General features: G+C 58.3%; 14 protein-coding genes. 12 read left to right on the top strand and 2 right to left on the bottom strand.

Annotated elements, in window-relative coordinates:
- Positions 1-92 precede the first annotated feature (92 nt).
- Positions 93-1,148 carry an NAD(P)H-dependent flavin oxidoreductase gene (locus ACXYMP_RS01210; RefSeq protein ID WP_458903823.1) on the top strand — a complete coding sequence of 352 codons (1,056 nt, stop codon included), beginning with the start codon at positions 93-95 and terminating at the stop codon, positions 1,146-1,148.
- 6 nt (positions 1,149-1,154) lie between these two features.
- On the opposite strand, the gene ACXYMP_RS01205 is transcribed toward ACXYMP_RS01210, so the two are convergent.
- Positions 1,155-1,727, bottom strand: a complete 573-nt coding sequence (locus ACXYMP_RS01205; RefSeq protein ID WP_458903821.1) for a cytochrome b — start codon at positions 1,725-1,727, stop codon at positions 1,155-1,157.
- A gap of 1 nt (position 1,728) precedes the next feature.
- Positions 1,729-2,334: a YceI family protein gene (locus ACXYMP_RS01200; RefSeq protein ID WP_298566821.1), complete on the bottom strand. Its 606-nt coding sequence runs from the start codon at positions 2,332-2,334 to the stop codon at positions 1,729-1,731.
- A 121-nt stretch (positions 2,335-2,455) separates the two neighbouring features.
- On the opposite strand from ACXYMP_RS01200, the gene ACXYMP_RS01195 reads away from it, so the two are divergent.
- The 11 genes from ACXYMP_RS01195 (at position 2,456) to ACXYMP_RS01145 (ending at position 18,716) form a co-directional block, all read left to right on the top strand.
- The gene (locus tag ACXYMP_RS01195) at positions 2,456-2,911 is read left to right on the top strand and encodes a MarR family winged helix-turn-helix transcriptional regulator (protein ID WP_298566820.1); all 456 of its coding nucleotides are present in this window, start codon (positions 2,456-2,458) and stop codon (positions 2,909-2,911) included.
- Between the two features lie 135 nt (positions 2,912-3,046).
- Complete coding sequence (locus ACXYMP_RS01190; protein WP_458903818.1) at positions 3,047-4,669, top strand: PHA/PHB synthase family protein; 1,623 nt, start codon at positions 3,047-3,049, stop codon at positions 4,667-4,669.
- Positions 4,670-4,672: 3 nt separating this feature from the next.
- Entirely contained in the window at positions 4,673-5,509 is an 837-nt protein-coding gene (locus ACXYMP_RS01185) for an alpha/beta fold hydrolase (RefSeq protein WP_298566817.1), read from the top strand.
- A gap of 28 nt (positions 5,510-5,537) precedes the next feature.
- On the top strand, positions 5,538-6,263 hold the full coding sequence (locus ACXYMP_RS01180) for an SDR family NAD(P)-dependent oxidoreductase (RefSeq protein WP_458903816.1): 726 nt from the start codon (positions 5,538-5,540) through the stop codon (positions 6,261-6,263).
- A gap of 120 nt (positions 6,264-6,383) precedes the next feature.
- A complete protein-coding gene (locus tag ACXYMP_RS01175) occupies positions 6,384-7,523 on the top strand; it encodes a PQQ-dependent sugar dehydrogenase (protein ID WP_458903814.1) in 1,140 nt (379 codons plus the stop codon).
- A 154-nt stretch (positions 7,524-7,677) separates the two neighbouring features.
- Positions 7,678-9,894, top strand: coding sequence for a hypothetical protein (locus tag ACXYMP_RS01170; protein ID WP_458903812.1), 2,217 nt, complete (start codon positions 7,678-7,680; stop codon positions 9,892-9,894).
- A gap of 22 nt (positions 9,895-9,916) precedes the next feature.
- A complete protein-coding gene (locus tag ACXYMP_RS01165) occupies positions 9,917-13,318 on the top strand; it encodes a D-Ala-D-Ala carboxypeptidase family metallohydrolase (RefSeq protein WP_458903810.1) in 3,402 nt (1,133 codons plus the stop codon).
- A gap of 57 nt (positions 13,319-13,375) precedes the next feature.
- Positions 13,376-14,419: a hypothetical protein gene (locus ACXYMP_RS01160; RefSeq protein WP_458903808.1), complete on the top strand. Its 1,044-nt coding sequence runs from the start codon at positions 13,376-13,378 to the stop codon at positions 14,417-14,419.
- 235 nt (positions 14,420-14,654) lie between these two features.
- Positions 14,655-15,311: an ABC transporter ATP-binding protein gene (locus ACXYMP_RS01155; protein WP_298566810.1), complete on the top strand. Its 657-nt coding sequence runs from the start codon at positions 14,655-14,657 to the stop codon at positions 15,309-15,311.
- Positions 15,308-17,686, top strand: coding sequence for an ABC transporter permease (locus ACXYMP_RS01150; RefSeq protein WP_458903806.1), 2,379 nt, complete (start codon positions 15,308-15,310; stop codon positions 17,684-17,686). Before ACXYMP_RS01155 ends, ACXYMP_RS01150 begins: the two co-directional genes overlap by 4 nt.
- Positions 17,676-18,716: a lipocalin-like domain-containing protein gene (locus tag ACXYMP_RS01145; protein WP_458903804.1), complete on the top strand. Its 1,041-nt coding sequence runs from the start codon at positions 17,676-17,678 to the stop codon at positions 18,714-18,716. Before ACXYMP_RS01150 ends, ACXYMP_RS01145 begins: the two co-directional genes overlap by 11 nt.
- The last annotated feature ends 38 nt before the right edge of the window (positions 18,717-18,754 follow it).

The raw sequence follows: 18,754 nt of genomic DNA, 5'->3' as shown, positions 1-18,754 counted from the left end.
CGATGCCTTGGCTGGCCTTTCGGCTGGGATGTTGGCAAAGTGACCGCACGCGCCTTAACCCAACTTAGGGCGCAGAAAGCAGAGGCACCTCAATGACCACTCAATCTGCATTCCTGTCCCGTCTGGGGATGGATGTGCCGATCATACAAGCGCCGATGGCTGGCGTGTCCACGCCACAAATGGCGGCGGCCGTGTCGAACGCTGGCGGGTTGGGGTCCTTGGGGCTGGGGGCTTCGACGATTGAAGACGCGCGTCAGGCTTTGCAAGACGCGGCGAGCTTGACGAACCGCGCCTTGAACGCAAACGTCTTTTGCCACGCGCCTGCCCTGCGTGATGAGGGTAAAGAGGCGCAATGGCTTGCCAAGCTCAGCCCCCATTTCGCGCGCTTTGGCGCGGCACCGCCTGCGCGGCTTCGGGAAATCTATGACTCGTTTCGCGGCTCTGAGGCCATGTTCGACATGCTTCTTGACGAAGCGCCGAAGGTGGTCAGTTTCCATTTTGGGTTACCGCGAAAAGACCAGATCGCTGCGTTTGCGGATCGTGGGATCGTGACCCTAGCGACAGCAACCAACCTTGATGAGGCCCGCCAGATCGAGGCGCTGGGCATTGATGCCGTTGTCGCACAAGGGTGGGAGGCCGGCGGACATCGCGGCACCTTTGATGAGAACGCGCCAGACAGCCAGATGGGCACCTTTGCCCTGACACGCCTTCTGGTTCAGTCGTTGTTCTGTCCCGTTATCGCGGCCGGGGGTGTGATGGATGGGGCGGGTATTCGGGCGGCGTTGGACCTTGGGGCGGTTGCTGTGCAGATGGGCACCGCTTTTATCGCTTGCGACGAAAGCAGCGCCAATCAAGCCTATCAAGATGCGCTTGCCAGTGACGCGGCGCATGAGACCGTGATGACACGCATCATTTCGGGGCGGCCTGCGCGCTGCCTGTCAAACAAGTTCACAGCGCTGGGCGAAACCGTCATGCGCGAACATGTGCCAAGTTATCCGGTGACATATGATGCTGGCAAAGCGCTGAATGCTGCGGCTGTGGCCGGCGGAGAAACCGGCTATGGTGCGCATTGGGCCGGGCAGGGCGCACCACTGTCGCGGCGGATGTCAACATCGGCGCTGATGGCGGTTTTGCAAGCCGAGCTATGACACCCGTCACTTACCGAACGTCATGCGTTTAAGCACATCATCGCGGTGGTGAAAGTGATGCCACAGCGCAGCGCCGACATGACCAACCAGCAATAGCCCAAGCGCGATGGCAGACAGGAAATGGATTTGCGCGAAGGTATCGGTCAGCGCTTCGCTTCCCGGGACGAAGGGGTCATACATCTCGAACCAGTCAAAGGCCTTGTTCTTGACGCCAAACCGATCTTGCAAAGGTGATGCGCTTGCCATCAGCCAACCGGAGACCGGCATGGCGATCATCAAGACATAGAGCCCAAGGTGGCCAAGTTTCGCGGCCATGCGTTCAACTGCGGGCATCTGTTTGGGCAACGCTGGGCTGCGACGGTTGGCAACGCGCCACGCTATCCGCACCAGCGCCAAGACGAACAGTATGAAGCCCCAGCTTTTATGTGTCTGGACCAGCCGGAACTGTTCCAACGTGTCATCCACGAAATAGGTCATCCAGACACCAAGCCCCAACAGGAACAAGATGACTGCGGCAACCGCCCAATGCAGGAGGCGCGCAAGCGCCCCCCAACTTTGTGACGTGTTTGTCAGACGCATGTTATTCCCAGCCGCCTGCGCGCATCTCGGCCGAGATCTCAAGCCGCACCTCGTCCGAGGTGACGGGTGCGAACATGCCCACACCGTAGTCAGACCGCAGCAAATCGCCTGTGGCCTCGACACCAATCCATTCGCCTTTGTAATAGTCGGCAAACTCGCCCAGCGGGTGCGGGCCGTTATGGTTCAGCGTCACGGTCATCGTAAACGGCTTGGTGTTGTCCTTGATGGACAGGTCGCCGACCAGAGTGATTGTGGTATCCGAAGTTTGGGTGACTTCGGTCGAAGCGAAGGTGATCTCGGGGAAGTTTTCCACATCAAAAAAGTCACCGCTTTTCAGGTGATCGTCCAGAGCCGATACGCCGGTGTCGATGCTTGCCGGGTCAACGGTCACGGTCACGGATGTTGCCGCGATGTCTGACGGGTCGAAGTTGACTTCGCCGCTGATGACCTTCCATTGACCAGACTGTTCGGACAGACCGGCATGATTATAATAGAAACGGATTTCGGTGTGACCCGGATCGAACTTGTAGGTTTCTGCCAGCGCAGTCGTGGTAACTGTTGCCATCAGGCCAAGCGTTGCGGCGGTTCCGAAAAGGAAGTGTTTCATTGTAAAGTCTCCTTTGACATGTTGCGCCCATAGTGTCGGGTGGGCATATTAGATACATACACATGTATCTAATATTGAAATCTCGGGAAAGACCGGAAAATTGACGTAACGGAAATGTGAGATGGACAAGAAGCCGAACGCCACGACCACCGATATCTGGATCTTGCTGAACGTGGCCCACAAGCGCGTGACCCAAAAGTTCGAGACCGAGCTGAAGCGCGCAGGTCTGCCGCCGGCGGGTTGGTATGATATCCTGTGGGGGCTCGAGCGGTCCCCGGACGGGTTGCGTCAGTTCGAATTGGAACGCAAAAGCCTGTTTGATCAGCCCAACCTGTCTCGCACCCTTAAACGCATGGCCGAAGAAGGTTTGGTGCGCCAATCACCTGCCCCACAAGATCGGCGCGGTCGGGTCCTGACCATCACAGAGCAGGGCAAGGCGTTGCGGCTGAAGATGTGGGACGTGTATGGCGGCCTGATGAAGTCCGAGATCGAAAGCAAAGTTCCGGCGGATTTGACCGATGGGCTTATCCAAGGGCTAAGCGCTCTTGCGCCGGAGTTCGAAAGAAACGACCACTGACGACCGAACACGCGCCCAAGGCGTTGGTTGGAAAGCGGCCAAAAAACTGTTTACTTGGCACTGCTTGCAAAACTCGTGAAGCATTTTGGTGCAAAACACGATGCAAACACCAGCAGAACGGAAAAGGCGCGGCACATGTCCAAGGATTTTTTCAAACTTTTTGAGGCCATGCAGAAAAGCGATACAGCGGCCTTTGAGGACTGGGCGAACACAATGCTCAGGTATCAAAGCGATATGGCGAAGCTGTGGTTGGGCACGGCGCTTCACGCCACGGATGGCGTAGAGCCGACCCGTGATCGTCGTTTTGGGGATGAGGCATGGAACGAAGGAATTTTTCCGATCCTGCGCCACTCCTATGAACTGACCACCAAGGCGATGGTCGACATGGCCGACAAGGCCGGGCTGCCCGAGCAGGAGCAGGAAAAGCTGAGCTTCTATGCTCGCATCGCCGCTGACAATATGGCGCCGACGAATTTCCTGCTGACCAATCCCGAAGCGCAGAAGTTGGCGCGCGAAACCGGTGGGCAGAGCCTGCTTGATGGCTATCAGAACCTTCTGGCGGACCTTGAGAAGGGCTATATCTCGACCACCGACGAAGAGGCGTTCGAGGTGGGCAAGAACCTTGCCACGACGCCCGGTTCGGTGATCTTCCGCAACGAATTGATCGAGCTGATCCAGTACGAGCCGATGACAGCCAAGACCCGCAAAGCGCCGATCCTGATCGTGCCGCCCTGCGTCAACAAGTTCTACATCTTCGACCTGAACGAAAAGAAGTCGATGATCCGCTATCTGCTGGAACAAGGGCAGAGCGTTTACACCATCGCATGGCGAAATCCGGGGCCGGAGATGGGTGATCACAGCTGGGATGATTACATCGCAGACGGGATATTCGAGGCAGTGAAGGTTACATCCGCGGTCAGCAAATCCAACGCGATCGACATTCTGGGCTGGTGCAATGGCGGCACGATGCTGACGGCGGCCCTTGCGGTGATGCCCAAGGCGCTGAAATCCAAGCTGGGCACCGCGACTTTCCTGTCGTCGCTGATCGACTTTTCTGATCCGGGTCAGATCAAGGTGTTCATCGACCAACCGCAGGTCGAAGCCTATAACCAACGCCTGAAAGCGGAAAAAGTTGCGCCGGGCCGCGATATCGCCAATGCGATGGCGATGCTGCATGTGAACGAGTCGATCTGGAACTTCGTGGTCTCGAACTACCTGATGGGCAAATCGCCTGCGCCGTTCGACGTGCTGTATTGGAACGCCGATACCTCGAACCTGCCGGCGAAATGGTACAGCTATTTCGTTGAGGAAATGTATATGGCGAACAAGCTGAAAGAGCCCGGCGCGCTTACCTTGTGCGGCGTCCCGGTTGATACGCATAACATCGACCTGCCGTGCTATTTCCTTGCCGCAGATGGCGACCATATCGTGCCGTGGAAAACGTCCTTTACAGCGACCAAGCTGGTGTCCGGCCCGACCGAGTTCGTGCTGACCACCGGCGGGCACGTGTCCGGCACGGTGATCAACCACCCCGCCAAAAGTCGCCGCAAGTTCTGGACGGGCGGCAAGACAGGCGGGGATGCGGACAACTGGCACGAGACAGCCACGCTGACCGATGGCAGTTGGTGGCCGCATTGGCTGGACTGGCTCGACACCAACAACGCTGCCGAACGCGGACCGAAGCCTAAGACACTCGGCAACAAGACCTATGCACCGTTGGACCCCGCACCTGGCACTTATGTGCTGGAGGGCGTGTAACTCATGAAAGATTTGAACGCCAAGAACACGCATCCCGATATCACCTTCCAATCCCTCAAGGTCGGCGATGACCGCGTGCGGTATTTGCGACGCGAAGGCACAAGTGACGCGCTGCCTTTGCTGGTCTGCAACGGGCTTGGCCAGTCGCTTGAGGTGCTGTTGCCGCTGATCGACGAGATTGCCGACCGCACAATCATTGCGTTCGATATGCCGGGCATTGGGCGCACTCCTATGATCGAGGGTATTTCAACAATCCCGGATTATGCCGCTTTCGCGATGAAGATCATGGACCAGCTCAAGATAGACCGTTTCGATATTCTGGGCATCTCGTGGGGCGGATCACTGGCGCAGCAGATGGCCTATGACGCGCCGGACCGGGTGCGCAAACTTGTGCTTGCGATCACGTCAGCCGGTGGGATCGGCAGCTGGTGGGGGACACCGATTGCCTTGTCTGAAATCATGTTCCCCATGCGCTATATGAGCAAGAGCTACGGCAACTTCATCGGGCCGCTGATGTATGGCGGCGAGGCCATCTTTGCACCCGCCGCGTTCCGCGAATACTCCAAGCACGCCATCGCGCCCAGCCCCGAAGGCTATTTTTCACAGGTGCGCGCGATGTGCAGCTGGACCAGCCTGACATGGTTGCGTCAGCTTTCGCAGCCGGTCTTGGTTATCGCGGGAAAATATGATGGGTTGATCCCCGTCACCAACCAGATCCTTCTGGCGAACATGATCCCGGACGCGCGGCTAGAGGTCTTTCCGGCGGGGCATCTTTTGATGTTCACCCAGCGCGAAGAAGTGGGCGCGATGATATCGGCATTTCTGACCGTTCAGACCTGAAGGCTCCGGAAAACCGAGGTGCGTAGAAATGGATGAGACACCTGTGTTCGATCTACAATCCTTCGATCCCAGCGGGGTCGCGGTCGTTTTCGGCGCGTCTGGTGGGATCGGGTCCGCTTTGGTTGCGGCTTTGAACGACGTCGACCATTTCGATGCAGTGATCGGCTTGGGCCGCAAAAGTGACCCTCGGTTTGATTTGCTGGAGGATGCGCAGATGAAACAGGCGGTCGATTTCGCCGCGGCCTCCGGGGAAATCCGGCTGGCGATTGATGCGACCGGCTTTCTGCACATTGGGGATGATCGCCCGGAAAAAAGTTGGTCAGAGCTTGACCGGCGCAGCCTTGAGCACGCCTTCGCCGTCAACGCAATCGGTCCGGCGCTGCTGATGAAGCATTTACTGCCCCACCTGCCGCGCACTGGCAAATCGGTGTTTGCGACGCTCTCGGCGCGGGTCGGCTCGGTCGGCGATAACCGGCTGGGCGGCTGGTATGGGTATCGCGCGTCGAAAGCGGCCTTGAACCAGTTTGTGCGCACGGCATCAATCGAGCTAACCCGGCGCGCACCCGACGCGCTTTGCGTGGCGCTTCACCCCGGCACCGTCGCGACAGATCTGTCGGCACCTTTTGCCAAAACGGGGTTGAAGGTTCACACGCCTGCTCAGGCGGCCGGGCATTTGCTGGGCGTTGTTGGCAATCTGACCAAAGGCGACACGGGACAGTTCTTCGATTGGCGCGGCGATCCGGTGCCATGGTAGGGGCATCGGCATCTCGTCGCGCATGGGACAGGGCGGTTGTGTGAATTGCCCAACAGCGGCCTTGATGATCTAGTATCGTGAAAGCCATGCGAATTCATGATCGTTGACCAAAGGTGCCCCATGAAACCCGTCATCCAAGCCATCTGTTTTCTGTTCGTCACCTTGTTCATGTCGGTGACACAGGCCATGGCCTTCTCGGTTGAAGGCACGGCCGGCAACCGGCTGGAGGCGACTTCGATCGCGGCATTTGATAGCCCGTGGGCGATGACATTCATTGATGAGGATCGCCTGCTTGTCACCACCAAGCCGGGCAAGCTTTGGGTGGTGTCCACGGATGGCACCAAGCGCGCGGTTAAGGGTGTGCCGCGGGTGAAGGTTGGTGGTCAGGGTGGCTTGGGCGATGTGGTACTGCACCCGGATTTTGCCAACAATTCGCTTGTCTATCTGTCCTTTGTTGAGACCAAGGACAACGGCGCGACGCGCGGTGCGGTCGTGGTGCGCGGAGTGCTGGATTTGTCGGACAAGCCAGCGCTGCGCAACCTGCAACGCATCTGGTCGCAATCGCCACATCGGCCCGGTGGCGGTCACTTTTCGCACCGTTTGGCGTTTGGCCCACGTGGCACGGCGCAAGACGGCAAGCTGTTCATCACCTCGGGCGACCGTCAGGAACAAACCCCGGCGCAGCGCTGGGACATGGCGCTTGGCAAGATCATTCGCTTGAACGATGACGGCACGCTGCCTGCAGACAACCCCTTTCAGGACAAAGGCGATCTGGCGAAAAGCTTCTGGTCGCTGGGCCATCGCAACGCGTTGGGCATTGCCTTTGACGCCAAGGGGCGGCTTTGGGCGCATGAAATGGGACCACGCCACGGGGACGAGTTGAACCTGATCGAGCCCGGCCGGAATTATGGATGGCCGATTGTGTCCAACGGCGACAATTACAGTGGAAAAAAAATTCCCGACCACGACACGCGCCCGGAATTTGCCGCACCCAGCGCTTTTTGGGTGCCAAGCATCGCGCCCTCCGGTCTGGTGATCTATTCGGGTGATCAGTTCCCGGGTTGGACAGGAAACGCCTTTATCGGTGGCCTTGTCAGCCGCGCGCTGATCCGCGTCACGCTGGAGGGCAGCACCGCGACCGAGGTCGAGCGGTTTTCCTGGGGCAAGCGAATTCGCGAGGTGGAACAAGGGCCGCAGGGTGCCTTGTGGGTGCTGGAAGACAAAAACGGCGGACGGTTGTTGCGGCTGACGCGCCCCTAAGCTGCAATCGAAAATCTACATCTTTTGCACCCCTTTTGAGGCTCAAGTCAGGCCTCTTTTTGGAGTCTGAGGGAAATTGTGGTAGAATTCGAACGTATTTTTTCCCCGTTGAGTAGATAGTTCCAGATTTTGCAAATTTATTGGCGGTTACCCGATGACCGAATTCGCTTCAGGGCTAATCAACGACGTTGGTGTGCGCGCCGACTGGGTGGACCTGCGCGATCAGGACTATGTTCCCAATCTTTCAGTGCTGCGTGACACGGTTACGATCGACCGCAAGCTCATGCAGACGGACCCGAATTCAGGGCTGAACAGTCCGATCTTCGGTGTCCGAAATCAGGGGTCAAGTGGGCGGTGCGTTGGCTTCGCGCTGGCCAACCTGATCGATATCCAACGCAACTTGCAGCAACTTCGGCGCTCATCCACATTGGGCAACGGATATCCGGGCGATCTGTCAGAACGGCAGAAGGATATTGTCAGCGCCGATATGCTCTATCGGATTGCCTCATTCCACGATCGCTACCCCGAGCTTGAAAACGGCGACGTGCTGGCCGAAGAGGGTATTCTGACGCTGCGGTCGGCCATCAAGGGGTTTTATCACCATGGCGTTTGCCGAGACTGGCCGTTCGACACGCCTGCGACGGACCAAGATCGGTGGCAAAGCGACTGCTATGTTGCAAACGGACCTGACCATGCGCGCAAGTTCACCACGGTTGCGCAGGCAAAGAAAGCGCGGGAAATCGGGCTGGGGGCGTATTTCCGTCTGGCGTCGATCCTGAACCACTTTCATGCCGCACTGAACGATGCCGAGGCCGTGCTGACGACTGCCAATGTCCATGATGGCTGGCTGAACGCGACGCCAGAGACAGGTGGCGTGATCACGTGGCCGCCAGCGCTGGGCAAAACCGGCACGCATGCCTTTGTGCTGACCGGCTATGACGAAAACGGGTTTCACGTGATGAACTCTTGGGGGCCTGCTTGGGGCGGTTACAAGGGTCAGGCGGGGATCGGGTTGTGGTCTTATGCGGATTGGGCGCAGAACGTCGTGGACAGCTGGGTGCTGCGGCTGGGCGTCTTCGCGCCTTCTGCGTTTGGCGCGTCAGTTGGTGAGAAGGGCACAAAAGGTGTCGTTGGGCGCATCCAGACGGGCTCGACCCCGTGTTTCGAACTGGTGGGTCACTACATGCATCTGGATGATGGGTATCACGTGACAACGGGATCATATCCGTCCTTCAAGGATGGATGGTCGCGCACCAAAAGCTATCTGCAAGACCGGCTGGATCCGAACGCCGAGCCGGCTGCAGAAAAGCCCAGGTATCGTGGCGTGTTGGTGTGGATACCGGGCAGTCTGGAAGGGATCAAACCTGCCTTTGCCGCCGCGGTCGGGCGCAAGACACTGATCAAGGATCTTGGGCTGTATCCTTACACGGTTTTCTGGTGCAACAGCTTCGTCGAGAAGTCTCTGGAGGTGCTGCAAAGCCTGTTCGACAGTTGCGAAGAACAGGCGGGCGAGAATGCCGCCCACTTGGACGAGCTGATCGAAAACCGCGTGCGCGGGGTCGGGCGGGCCTTCTGGCGCGATATCGAGCTTGGCGCGCGTCGGGCACTGCGCGGCACAGAAGAATTGCCCTATGAAGACTACGAAGCCGAGAATCTTGACCACATCAAGACGGGCTTTGTCGGCAGCTTCCTTCTGGACCTTCTGAAGCTGAAGAAGGACACCGGCTGTGAACTGCATGTGGTGGCGGAAGGCGCGGGCGCGCTGGTGGTCCACGAGATGCTGTCATTGCTGGAACAAAACACGCGCTGGTTCGATCCGTCATCGCTTACCCCCGGCGGGATGGACCGTTTTGATTCACTGCACCTGATCCACCCGGCGATCGGAATGCCGCGTGCCAACAAGCGGTTGATGCCGCTTGTCGATGTGATGAACGGACAGATCTCTGGCAAGAAGAAACGCAAAAGCGCAGCCCGCAGGCCTGTCGTCCAGCCCTTATTGAAAACAAAGGCCCAACCGCGGGCGCGGATCTATGTGCCGACACCAGAGCTTGAGGATCGCATCTGTTTTGGCAGCTATGGTAAATCCATCCTGCATCTGGTCTCGCGCGCGTTCGAAGATCGCTATCCCTTGCCCAAAGCCGCCGACGACACGAACGCACCTTACCTGCTGCGTCCCAGACCCTTTATGGGCATGGCAGAGGTCGCCGCAGATGCGTCCTTTGGCGCACCTGGTGCTGTCTTTCGGCTGAACAGAATTGCGGCGCAGAAACATGACCTTGATCGGATCGAACAATCGGCCCTGAACAAGGACACGACGATCACCAACAGCATTTTCGATTTCATCAAGGGATATGAGCAACCCGGAGATTAAGACAACGCGAAGGAGAAAGACGATGGCCAAGATCACAGTGGAACAATTGATGTCCAAGATGGCGGATCTGAATACAGATGACGCCGAGCTTTCCGAATACTTCATCCTCGATGAAGAGCAATCCGGCCCCTTCGCGCCGCAATTTAAGTTGAACCCGGCAACGGTGCAGATCCCGCGCGGGCCGAATGCCGCGCAGCGGAGTGCTGCGGTGATGAACTCAGCCAATTGGTTTTCCAGAATGAGCCGCAAGGGCAAGTTCCAGAAAAAGCTTTCTGACGGCTATGACGGCCCGATCATCGTGTCCGAAGGCGACAGTTGGTTTCAGTATCCGCTTCGCCTGATCGACACGATTGATCACCTGATGAAACGATACGCGATCTATTCGCTTGGCGCGGCTGGCGACCTTTTGAAACGGATGGCGGACAAGCAGGAATATCTGGGCGCGCTGAAAGATACGGGCGCCGAGATCCTGCTGCTGTCGGGCGGAGGCAACGATCTGGTGGCCAGCGGAGCCTTGGCGTCGCACCTAGAGGAGTTCGACCCTGACTTGATGCCAGCAGACTATCTGCTGCCTTCGTTTCAGGCGCTGTTGGATGACGCGCTGAAGCACTATGGGCGGATGTTCCGGCAGGTGCATCAGCATTTCCCGCATGTCTCTATCCTGTGCCACGGATATGACTATCCGGTGCCGAACAAGGACCGCTGGCTGGGTAAGCCGATGGAACAGCGCGGGATCCGCGACAAGACCCTTCAAAAAGCCATTGCGGCCGAAATGATGGATCAGTTCAACCGCCGTTTGCGCAGGTTGGCCCGTTCCATGCCGCATGTGACCTATATCGACTGCCGCGGTGTTGTGGGGGATCACCGTTGGTTCGACGGTCTGCACCCGGTCAATGATGGCTACCGCGATGTGTCGCGAAAATTCGCGCGCGAAATCAACCGCATCGCCAATGCACGCAGTGGTCCGCCGATGATCATAGGTGGTCCTTTTGGGTCTGCCAGTCAGATTTCCCGGTCCCTGCAAAGCGCGCCTGTTATCGCGGGTGGAACCGCGAATGGCATGTCGCTTCATGTTGGTCTGAACACTGTGGACCCGGCGCATTATGATGGCTGGGATGGTCAGTTGGCCGCGTGCGAGGCGGATGCGCTTGCCATGCAGGACATCGCGCTTGCGGAAGGGTTCAAACCGGAATTGCTGCTGACCCACGATGCCACCCGACAGAATGTTGTCGACCAGATCGAACGCGCCGCCAAGGACTTGCAGCCCGGTGACATGTTTCTGCTGTCGGTTTCGGGGCACGGTGGGCGCGTGCCTGATTTCAATCAGGATGAAGACCATGATGGCGACCAGAAGATGGACGAGACCTTGTGTCTTTACGATTTCCAGATCGCCGATGACGAGCTTTACATGCTCTGGACCAAATTCAGGGACGGGGTGCGGGTGTTAATCGTGCCTGACACCTGCCACTCCGGTTCGATGGCGAAGTTTGGGCCGACGGCACCGTCAGCCTTGTTTGGCCGCACGATCACGCCCGATGCGCGGGTGCGTGCAATGCCTCTGCATGTCGAAGACCGCGTTTGGCGCGCGAATGAAGCCGCGTATCGGGAGGCCTCCAAATCCTACAGCGCGATGAAGGAAAGCGTCATGACCGCGCCGCTCAGCAGTCCCATTCAAGCGTCTGTGTTGAACCTTGGGGCGTGTAAGGACGAACAATTTGCGATGGACGGGCCTGCAAACGGCGCCTTCACCGGCGCGCTGCTGAGGGTCTGGGACAACGGGCGATTTAACGAAGGCTATCGCGCCTTTCGGGACGCGATCGACGTTGAAATAGGCAGTGACAGCCAGACGCCGCAATTGTTTGAACGCCTGATCAAAGAGCCGAATTTTGTCTCCGACCGGCCGTTCACGTTGCAACCCGTGGCGCAGAGTTCCGCCCCGTGCGGGGGTGGTTCCATCACCGTGCCCAGCGCGACGGCTGTCACAAAGGCGGTCGATGATGAAGGCGAAGGTGAAGGCGATGAGAATGATCAACTGCCCGACGCCGAAGTTGATGCGATCCTGTCGGCAAAGGCGCGCGGCGCCGGGTTCCGCAGCGCAACGGCCGCCTTGCAATGGCCGGACTATTCCGACTTTGACGGGTTCATCAAATCACTGGGGTTGAAGAATTTCAGCACCGACGAGTTTTTGATCCTTGGCGGCAGTCACAACACGCCGGGCGGTGCCTGTCAGGGTAAGAACAGCTATCCGCCGCGCAGCCTTTGGACCAATATCGCCAAGACCGCTCAGGTGTTGGATCACTTGCGTGACAGGCTGGATAAACCCATCGCGATCACCAACGCCTACCGGGCACCGGCCTATAACGCGTGCATCAATGGGGCGACCAGAAGCCAGCACGTGCGGTTTTGCGCATTGGATTTCAAAGTGTCCGGCATGGCGGCACCGGACGTGGCGCAAGCGTTGCGTTGGTTGCGCGACAAAGAGGGCTTCTTTACCGGCGGGATCGGGCGATACAACAGCTTCACCCATGTCGATACGCGCGGCACCAACAACACTTGGCCACCCGCGTTTCGCAGCGCAGCCCTGCCTGCCACGACACCCTTGCTGACGCGCCGGCCAAGCAGTTTGGCCGAACGTTTGGCAATCCTGATTGCGACGAAATTGGCAAAGCCACGCGCAGCGCCTGGCAGCAAATCGCGGAGGTCGGCCTTTGCCGATCCGGTGGCTCGGTCCGGTGAAGACTTTGACCCGACCTCTGAATCCGCCGCGCATCAGCAAACCATGCAAGCCGCGGTCAATGCGTCCAGCGTAATCTCGTTCGTTGAGAATCTGACGCCAAGCCAGAAAGAGGATGTGTTGCTGTCGACGCTGTTTGCCCAACGCGCCGCGGACGCCAAAGCCGATCCGGTCACCGAGCGAGCCGCGTGGCACGCAACCTATATGGAGATGCTCAGCCTGATGGGGTGGACGCGCGAAGCAGCGCCATTTGAATCCAGCCAGAAGATGAAAGGCAGCGGCAGCTTCGACAAGGTGATTTTGGCGACCCTTGCGCAAGTAGCGACAGGCAATCAGTTCAAGATCGTCGAAAGCGCGATCGAGGCTTTGCGCGGGCTGGCGTCGGATGACGGCAAGATCAAACTTTTCGATTTCGAAACCTCGACCTCGACCGGTGGGAATTTTCAGATCGGTAGCGCCGAGGCTTCCGGCGATGTGATCAGCATGGCGCTTGGTGCATTCAATTTCAGCTACAAGGACAAGAAACAGAACATCCTGTTCGTGTCTTGGGGCAAGAACGAGCTGGACTACTGGCTGTCGGCACAGAAGGTCGCGCTTAGCCCGACGATCTATGCCGATGTGCGCGATATCATTCGCGACAAGCTGGCAGACACGCGAAAAAGCCTGATTGCTGATATCGATATCGGATGAATGGTCCTGTTCACCCCCTTGATCTCGGCATGAGGAGGCAGAGGTCCAATGGCAACCTTGTCTGACTTTAGCAAGCTTCAGATCGCCCCGAAGCACTTGTTGATCCTGGTGTTGCCGGTTCTGGTTCTGACGGTGTCGGAGTTCTTGCTGGGCACGTTTGGCGATACCTCGGTGTCGGTAACAGGTGTGCAGCTGGATGAAACATCAAGGCTGGCCGAACTGGATGCCAGATACAAGTTTCTGGCCGCGCTCTTGTTCTTTGGCGCGGTCACGATCACGTTGACGGCGATCTTCACCTTTGAATTGTATGCGCGCCATACAATGCGGTCGATTTGCTACACGATGTGCGGGGTTGTGGGGGTGATTGCCGCCTCGCTCATGTTCTCGACGTTTGAACCGGAGTGGATGCCAAACAGTTTCGAATCCCACTATCTTCTGGGCGACAATCTGTTCCGCACCGCGCTGGGGGCTGGTGAATTGCCGGGATGCGCGCCGGGGGCTGCATTGGCACAGGCCTGCAACGGTGAAGGTGCCTTCTTTGCGATGAAGTATCTGCTCGACCGGGTGAACATCCTGACATCCTTGGCGGCAGGCGCGGTCATCACGGGAATGGTTCTGGCGCTTGCGGCTCCCGCTTCAACCGACCTTGCGACACCTGACGGGTTGGTTGCCGAAGGGCGTGCGCTTCAGTTGGCTCAAGATACCGCGCAGCGTTACCTGTATTGCTCTGGCATTCTGCTGACGACGGGTATGGTGCTGGTTCTTGCTTGGATGACCTGGCCCAGCGCGCTGATTGCAGACGACACCGTGCGGTCTGCGCATGAAGGTCTGGTCAATTCAGTATCGCTGTTTCGCGGCGTGACGTATTCGGTGCTGATCCTGTCTTACTATATGCCGGTCAGCCTGATCCTGAGGCTTCGGATCGAGCGTTTCAAATCCGCCGTAGAACAGGCTGGGTCGCCAGAGCTTGCCGCCGATATCGAAGGGTTCAACATCAACCAGATCGCCAGTCTGGATGCGTTGAAGTCCACTCTGGCGATCGTGTCACCGATACTGGCCAGCGCCATCGGGTCCTTTGCCGATCTGTCCTTTTTTGGCTAGTGCGCAGTGCGGAAAGACAAAGATGACGGGGCGGATTGCCTGCCCAGACATGCGCGCACATTCATACTGGACAACTTGGGTGGGGCTGGTCAGCTTAAAGGCAGCATGACCAAGGCTTTTTTCCTCATCCAGAGTTGCTTTGAAAACCATCCACAAGCCGTCATCGGTTCAGGGTGCCGTAGTGCCAGGTTTTTCGCGGCGCCCGGCGGACCTAAGCTGACGTTGGAGGCGCGCAATGGTTCTTAGGTTTGAAGCGGTTCAAAAATCCTTCCGCGACAGCGAGGGGTCCGTCCCTGTTCTGCGGGATGTCAGTTTTGATCTTGAGGCGGGGCAGACACTCGCGCTTCAAGGAGAATCTGGCAGCGGGAAAAGCACGCTTCTTCACATCGCCGGTGCGCTAGAGGACGCGGACGCAGGTCACGTGTGGGTGTCTGGCAAGGATTTGACCACGCTTGACGACCGCGCGCGTGCTGTCCTGCGCAGAACCGACATCGCACTTGTCTTTCAGCAGTTCAACCTGATCCCATCGCTGACAGTTGCGGCAAATATCGAGTTTCAGGCCGCGCTGTCCGGGCGCGTCGACCCGGTGCATATCGACCGGATCGTAGCCGCGCTGGGATTGTCAGATCAGTTGAAAAAATACCCCGAGGCCCTGTCCGGGGGACAGCAGCAACGCGTGGCAATCGCGCGGGCGATTGCCGCGAAACCAAAGCTGTTGCTGGCCGATGAGCCCACGGGAAATCTGGATGAGGCAACAGCCGAAGATGTTTTGACACAGATGCTGAACTTGGTGTCGCAAACCGGTGCCACGCTGATGGTTGTCACACATTCCCCAATCATTGCCGCACGCATGGACCGCCAATTGCATCTGCATGGCGGGTGTTTGACATGACTGGACATTGCCTGCGTGCGCTACTGTCCCATTGGCGCCGCAACCCCGTCCAGCTGTTCGCCTTTCTCGCAGGCCTTGCCTTGGCGACAGCGCTTTGGTCGGGCGTGCAGGCGATCAATGCAGAAGCGCGGGCAAGCTATGACGCGGCCTCGGCGACGCTGGGGCGGGGGCAGTTCGATCAGTTGATCCCGAAAGAGGGTGATCGCATTTCGCAACAGCAATACGTTTCACTCAGGCGATCCGGTTGGCTCGTCTCGCCTGTCGTTGAAGGCCGGCTGGAAGGCGTGCGATTGGTTGGCGTCGATCCTGCAACCTCGCCATTTGAGCTGGTGGCAGACGCGCCTGCATCGCCGTCCTCTGCGCTGATGTTCGAAAGCCGGCAATCCCTGTTTGCAAATCAGGAAACAGCGCGAATTCTTGAACCGGTGACACGGGTCACAGCAGATGAAAGCGTCGCACCCGGCATGGCGATCGGGGACATTGGTTTCGTCCAGCAGATATTACAGCGCGACGATCTGAGCCGCCTCATTTTGCTTCCCGATCAACCGCTTGATCAACCAGACCTCAGTTCCGTTGCGCCAGACCTGCGTATTCAGACCGCGCCGCAAGTAGCAGATGTCGCGCAGTTGACCGACAGTTTTCACCTGAACCTGACCGCATTCGGGCTGCTCAGCTTTGCCGTGGGTCTGTTTATCGTGCACAGCACCATTGGGCTGGCCTTTGAACAACGGCGGGGCATGATCCGCACGTTGCGGTCGCTGGGTGTTCCGCTGCGCACCCTGATCACCCTGATCACCGTCGAGATGATGACGCTTGCCCTGATCGGGGCAGGCTTGGGCATCATATTGGGGTATCTGATCGCAGCCCTGTTGTTACCGGATGTCGCGGCGACCTTGCGCGGTCTTTATGGGGCTCAGATCTCGGGCACGCTAGAGCTGCGCGCGGCGTGGTTGGTGTCCGGACTCGTGCTGGCCGTTGCGGGCACGGCGGTCGCCCTTTCAACCCGGATCTGGCAAATTGCGCGCATGCCGCTTTTGGCAAGCGTCCGACCACGCGCATGGGTCACAGCCACTGCATCGCGATTTCGGCTGCAATCAATGGGCGCGGTTTTCCTGCTGGCCAGTGCCGCTGCGCTGGCGTTGATCTGGGATGGGCTATTGGCTGGTTTTGCATTGCTGGGGTGCCTTTTGATCGGCGCTGCATTGGCTCTGCCTGCAATCGCTGCAAGGATTTTAACCTCGCTGGAAAAACACACAATCGCCCCTGTGTGGCGTTGGTTCTGGGCCGACACGCGACAACAACTGCCGGGCCTCAGCCTTGCACTGATGGCCCTGTTGCTTGCGGTCACGGCCAATATCGGTGTCTCGACCATGGTGTCGAGCTTTCGGCTGACCTTCGTCGCATTCCTTGATCAACGGCTCGCGCCGGAGTTATTCGTGCGTGTCGAAACAGCCAGCCAAAGCGCCGCGTTGGAATCCTTCTTGCAAGACAATGGGGTCGAGATTTTGCCGCTTCTGACGGCCCAAGCCAACGTCGCGGGCCTTCCTGTGGATCTTTACGGCGTGCGTGTCGGCCCAACCTATCGCAACAATTGGAACTTCTTGGACGAAGCCCCCGGCGCATGGGATGCTGTGGACAACGGCGACGCAGTCATCCTCAATGAACAGCTTGCGCGCCGGGCTGGTCTTTGGGTTGGGGATCAGGTGTCTCTGGCACAGGGTCTGACGAAGCCAGTTGCGGCTGTCGTGGGGGATTACGGAAACCCGCAAGGTCAAGTCATCGTGTCTGAGAATATCTTTCAGGACCTTCATCCCGGCATCTATCCCGCCCAGTTTGGCATACGCACTGAAGCGGAGGCCGCATTGCGTCGGCAGATTGTGCAAAAGCTTGGCATTGAAGACAGCGCGATAATTGATCAGGCCGCCATCAAGGCACTTTCTATGCAGGTGTTCGAGAGGACCTTTGTCGTCACATCTGCGTTGAATATCCTGACGCTCGGCGTTGCCAGCTTTGCAATTTTGATGAGCCTTTTGACACTGGCAGACCTGCGTGTGCCGCAACTTGCCTCGGTCTGGGCCTTGGGTTTGACCCGTCGCAGTTTAGGATGGTTAGAGCTGTCGCGCGCCGTCTTGCTGGCTGGCTTGGTCTTTCTTTGCGCGATCCCGGTGGGGCTTGCGCTGGCGTGGACTTTGCTGACGGTTATCAACGTCGAAGCGTTTGGGTGGAAGTTGCCGATGTATCTGTTTCCGCTCGACTATCTGCAACTGGGTGGCTACGCGCTGGTCGCCGCGTTTCTGGCCGCAACCTGGCCTGCACTGCGCCTGATGCGCACGCCGCCCTCGACTTTGCTCAAGGTGTTTGCAAGTGAACGTTAGACTGCTCCTTTTCTTGCTGCTGTGGCCGACAAGTGTTCTGGCGCAGGGGTTTTCCGGACTTGGCAGTGATGCCGAGGGATTTGTAGCACCCCGCCCCAATCCAACTTTCAGCTTTCCCGCTGATCACGGCGCGCACCCGGACTATCGAATTGAATGGTGGTATTTGACCGCGAACCTGACCGGGCAGGACGGTACGCCTTACGGTTTGCAATGGACGCTTTTCAGAACGGCGCTCGCACCCGGCGAGGCTGAGGGCTGGCAGTCTCCGCAAGTCTGGTTTGCCCATGCAGCCATCACAACGCCGGATCAACATTTTGCGACGGAACGCTTTGCGCGTGGTGGAATCGGTCAGGCCGGCGTATCAGCCAGCCCCTTTCGTGCGTGGATCGACGAATGGGAACTTGAGGGCGCGGATTTTGACACCATGAACCTTTCCGCAAGCGGTCCTGATTTTGGCTATGAGATGTCGCTCAAAGCCAATGGACCTTTGGTTTTTCATGGGGACAAAGGGTATTCGGTCAAGTCCGCTGATGGACAGGCGAGTTACTACTATTCCCAGCCGTTCTTTCAGATTGACGGCACGCTCAAACTGCCCACTGGCAACGTCGCGGTCACAGGCAGTGCCTGGCTTGATCGCGAATGGTCATCGCAGCCTTTGTCAGAGCGGCAGTCCGGCTGGGACTGGTTCTCGCTCTCCTTTGCGCAAGGGTCAAAGCTGATGGGGTTTCAGCTGCGCCAGACCGACGGATCGCAATACAGTTCTTCAACCTGGATCGAACCGGATGGCGCGACGACCGCCTATGGCGACGGTGCGTTTTCCGCTACGCCGCTGGCCAACACAACCGTCGCTGATCGCGACCTGCCAACACAGTGGCGCGTGACGCTACCGGATCGCGAGGTCGACGTGGTCGTCACAGCCCTGAACCTAAACGCGTGGATGGGGCTTTCAATTCCTTATTGGGAAGGGCCGGTCAAAATAGCCGGCAGCCACACCGGACAGGGATATCTGGAGATGACGGGTTACGAGTGACCCGAACAATCCAGCGCTTCTGCACAAAATCTGCACGT

This window comes from Aliiroseovarius sp. CAU 1755 (genome assembly GCF_054482655.1).
This window is presented reverse-complemented; position numbering and strand designations above follow the sequence as displayed.

What these genes read in the sequence shown, in the direction of transcription:
- ACXYMP_RS01210 (WP_458903823.1), top strand. Translation starts at nt 93, where the DNA reads ATGACCACTCAATCTGCATTCCTGTCCCGTCTGGGGATGGATGTGCCG.
- ACXYMP_RS01205 (WP_458903821.1), bottom strand. Translation starts at nt 1,727, where the DNA reads ATGCGTCTGACAAACACGTCACAAAGTTGGGGGGCGCTTGCGCGCCTC.
- ACXYMP_RS01200 (WP_298566821.1), bottom strand. Translation starts at nt 2,334, where the DNA reads ATGAAACACTTCCTTTTCGGAACCGCCGCAACGCTTGGCCTGATGGCA.
- ACXYMP_RS01195 (WP_298566820.1), top strand. Translation starts at nt 2,456, where the DNA reads ATGGACAAGAAGCCGAACGCCACGACCACCGATATCTGGATCTTGCTG.
- ACXYMP_RS01190 (WP_458903818.1), top strand. Translation starts at nt 3,047, where the DNA reads ATGTCCAAGGATTTTTTCAAACTTTTTGAGGCCATGCAGAAAAGCGAT.
- ACXYMP_RS01185 (WP_298566817.1), top strand. Translation starts at nt 4,673, where the DNA reads ATGAAAGATTTGAACGCCAAGAACACGCATCCCGATATCACCTTCCAA.
- ACXYMP_RS01180 (WP_458903816.1), top strand. Translation starts at nt 5,538, where the DNA reads ATGGATGAGACACCTGTGTTCGATCTACAATCCTTCGATCCCAGCGGG.
- ACXYMP_RS01175 (WP_458903814.1), top strand. Translation starts at nt 6,384, where the DNA reads ATGAAACCCGTCATCCAAGCCATCTGTTTTCTGTTCGTCACCTTGTTC.
- ACXYMP_RS01170 (WP_458903812.1), top strand. Translation starts at nt 7,678, where the DNA reads ATGACCGAATTCGCTTCAGGGCTAATCAACGACGTTGGTGTGCGCGCC.
- ACXYMP_RS01165 (WP_458903810.1), top strand. Translation starts at nt 9,917, where the DNA reads ATGGCCAAGATCACAGTGGAACAATTGATGTCCAAGATGGCGGATCTG.
- ACXYMP_RS01155 (WP_298566810.1), top strand. Translation starts at nt 14,655, where the DNA reads ATGGTTCTTAGGTTTGAAGCGGTTCAAAAATCCTTCCGCGACAGCGAG.
- ACXYMP_RS01150 (WP_458903806.1), top strand. Translation starts at nt 15,308, where the DNA reads ATGACTGGACATTGCCTGCGTGCGCTACTGTCCCATTGGCGCCGCAAC.